The organism is Metabacillus sp. YM-086, assembly GCF_048059995.1.
GTDB classification, from domain to species: domain Bacteria; phylum Bacillota; class Bacilli; order Bacillales; family Bacillaceae; genus Metabacillus; species Metabacillus litoralis_B.
Window position 1 is genome coordinate 1 of record NZ_JBLUOI010000153.1, and the last position, 3788, is coordinate 3788.

The 3788-nt window shown below is 34.7% G+C and carries 1 protein-coding gene; it reads left to right on the forward strand.

What is annotated here, in order from left to right; translation table 11 throughout:
- The first annotated feature begins 810 nt into the window (after window positions 1-810).
- Window positions 811-3150: a glycerophosphodiester phosphodiesterase family protein gene (locus ACEWK1_RS27410; protein WP_247339223.1), complete on the forward strand. Its 2340-nt coding sequence runs from the start codon at window positions 811-813 to the stop codon at window positions 3148-3150.
- Window positions 3151-3788 lie beyond the last annotated feature (638 nt).

Here is a 3788-nt window from a genome sequence, read left to right on the forward strand (position 1 = left end):
GGGGGTTTCCCCCTGTGAGAGTAGGACGTCGCCAAGTAAGAAGAAGAAAAGATCAGTAGAGATACTGGTCTTTTTTTGTCTTTTTAAAGAAGGTTAAACCGAAGGTTTGTATGTGAAAATTAGAGACAAAGTAAGACTACTAGCCTGAGGCTTGGGAGAAGCAAGAAGATCAAGGAAGCGCAGAGAGTGAAGACCGGAGTGTGCGGTATTGGCACATGAGGATCTGAACGAACAAGCAGACGCGGAGATTCGAAACTTATCGCAAGCCGATAGTCCGAATGCGGAAGTTAAGCTTTTGCGCCGATGGTAGTTGGGGGTTTCCCCCTGTGAGAGTAGGACGTCGCCAAGTAAGATGAAGAAAAGATCAGTAGAGATACTGGTCTTTTTACATTAGGAATTTACAGATCAAATATTGAAAACTAGTATACAGTTACTAGAAATAGTTGAAGGCATAGGTTACTTTTGTATTGGAATAGAGAAAGCAGTACCCTCTAACTAACAGAGATGTTTTGGCTTTCAACGATTCAGAGTCAGGGAAACAGAGATTGTAAAACTTTTGTCGTATTCTGTTAATTGAATGTTAATGCTTTGTTTCAATTATCATTTTATAAGAGATTATAGCTATATCAATAGACTTACCGATTAACAAAAGAATAGATTAAAAGAAACTATATATAATAATCCTTAGATATTTAATACTATCGAATACCTCTTTCTTCCTACAAAAAAATCTTAACATTCAAAATTTCCTGAGTCTGCTAAAATTTTTTTATGAATTAATAGCTTTTATTTTATAGTAGGAGGAAGTCTATGAAAAGAAGATCTGGAAAGAAAAAAATCGTAACTATGTTCGTCACATCTGCTCTTATTTTTAGTACAGCACCATCATTTATTGGTTTGGAAACAAGTGCATATGCAAATCAACCAGGTAGCATATGGGTAAACGAGAATTTTGACCAGATTACAAATGGACAACTCCCATCTGGTTGGAAGTTAGTTCAAGGTAAAGCAGCTATACAAGAAGGGAAATTATTGCTTACATCTCCTTCATCAGCAAGTCCAGCAAGAGTCATTGTACCGCTTGGTGATGAAGCTGGAGATTATATCTTTGAAGCTGATATGACCTTTGTTTCTGCAGTTGAAGATACACGATGGGCTTCTTTAATGTACCGCATTCAATCTGAAAACTACCCTTATTATCAGTTCGCTTTTCGCAGAGGAACAACGTCATTAAATGGATTGGAATTCGCAATCAGAAACGCAAATAATCAATGGGTTGTACCTGAAACAAATTTTTATCCTGAGAAGTTTGAATTCAACAAAACATACAAACTTAAAGTTGTCACTAGTAAAAATCGTGTACAGCAGTTTGTGAATGGAAAATTGGTTATTGATACAGACCTGGCCAACCAGTGGTTGAACGGTGATGTTGGCTTCCAAGCAAACGGATCCATTGTTCAATTTGACAATGTAAAAGTGACAGCAATGTCTGAAGTACTCCCGCCTATTGAGAATGGTGGAGCTTTCATTCCGAAGGAAACTGAAACAAATATTATCAATCCACCGACATTAATTGCTAACAGTTCTGCTATGAATACTTCAGAGGCAGTCTCATCTGTGGTACTTCCTGTAAAAATGAATGAGAATGGACAACTACTAACTAACGATAAAAAGTTAAGTGAAGTCTTAAAATCAATAAAGAATAAACGAATTCCAATCATTAAAGTAGAGGAAGAGAAGCTAGCAGAAGCAATTATAGAAGAATTAAATAATACACAAACTAATGATGTTCATTTTGTTTCAAGTAATCCTTCTATATTAAAAGATTTAAGGACGAACTATCCAACTGCACGTGGTGGGCTAATATATAATAAAAATTCAATGAATAAAAATGATTTAGAGAAGTTTGCTCAAGATATTCATAAAAATAAAGGGAAAGTAGCTATCATTTCTCAGAAGATTTTAACACAAGAGATCGTTCATTATTTACATAGTAGGACAATCTCTGTATGGGGGATAGGAGCTGACTCTGATAATTCAGCACATGAAATGATTCATCTCGGTGTAGATGGTATTATTTCGAATACACCAGAGTACACAACAAAGGCACTAAAAGATTATCCTGAAAATACGATTATTCAAAGGCCAATAGTTGCAGCTCACCGTGGAGTTCCATCATTGGCACCTGAAAATACAATGGCTGGATATAAGTTAGCATATGATCTCGGTGCAGATATGATTGAAACTGACTTAAAAATAACAAAAGATGGTCATATAGTTATCATGCATGATAATACTGTGGATAGGACAACGAATGGAACAGGTAGGGTTGGTGATCTAACTCTTGAGGAGCTTCGTGCATTAGATGCAGGGGTGAAATTTAGCCCTGAGTTTAAGGGAGAAAAAGTACCAACCTTTAAGGAGTTTTTACAGGAATTTAAAGAAAAAGAAGTTGTTTTACTAGTCGAGCTGAAAGATACGGGGATTGAGGAGCAAGTAATTAAAGAAATCGAAGAAGCAAATATGGTAGATCAGGTTGTCCTGCAAAGTTTTAACTTAGGGAGCATGACAAAGATAAACGATCTGAAGCCCGAGATACCTATTGGTTATCTATTTTCAACAGGTGTTCCTGAAACCGAAGCAGGTAAATTGAAAAATGCTCAAAAAATGCTAGAGTATGGAACAAGCCAAAAGGTGACTATTAATGCTAGCTATGGAAGTGTTTATCAAGAATTAAATACCTATGTACGTCAACGTGGTATGCTAAATATGCATTGGACATTTAGGGATGAAGGTTCTTTTAGCGATAAACTCAAAGAAGGTATGATTGGACCGATTACAGACTATACACAATGGTTAACTGACTCACCTATAAACCTTGAGTCACCAATAAAGAAGATAAACTTAAAGGTTGGTAAAACATCTACAATTAATGCGAAAGCATTTGTTGATTACCGAGTCGATAAAAAAGAAAATATTAAAACAGAGCTCTACATCAATGGAAATTCTGATATTGTTCGTTTAAATGGAAATACCATAGAAGCAATAGCGCCAGGAACAGCTCAAGTTTTTGTGAAAAACACATTTACAATGCTAGGTAAGGAATGGAATGTGGTAGCACAGCCGATTGAAGTGAATGTTACAGAATAGCTATATATTTTTAAAAGGGATTACTACATTAAAATAATATTGAGTTCTTAAAACTATAGCCGAATAAGGGTCAAAATTAATAAAATATGCCTTTATTCGGTCTTTTTATGTTCATAGTTCATAGCGAGTATATTGATTGCTCTATGAACAACTTTACAGCATGTATCTTTTCACTAAATAAATTAATAATTAACGAACCTATATCCTGAGAGTTGAATACAGATAAAATGTGGGGGTGGTATTTTGTTATTTAAAAAAGGGCAAAACGGAAAAATAAGTTGTCCAAGATGTCAGGTAATAATGGATAGAGTTCTTCAAAGAAGTTTTGGGGATCTAGCAGTTATGTATCAATGTCCTAAATGTAAAGGGATAATACAAAGGTAGCTAATAATATATACACTTAAAAAAATCTGTGGAATATATCTTGACTCAATATAAGAAATGAGTTAATATAAGTTTCTGCCACAAAACAGTAATTAAATTCTAAAAAACATTTTCCGAAAAAATGTTGACATGAATTAATACGAGTGGTATGATAAATACCTAGTCGCAAATGACTAGTAAATGATCTTTGAAAACTAAACAAAACCAAGCGTGCAAATGTTAATTTCGATTAACAAAAAACGTACTATAATAGT

Bases quoted from the DNA above. Each gene is read 5' to 3' on its own strand.
- ACEWK1_RS27410 (WP_247339223.1), top strand. From the start codon at position 811: ATGAAAAGAAGATCTGGAAAGAAAAAAATCGTAACTATGTTCGTCACA.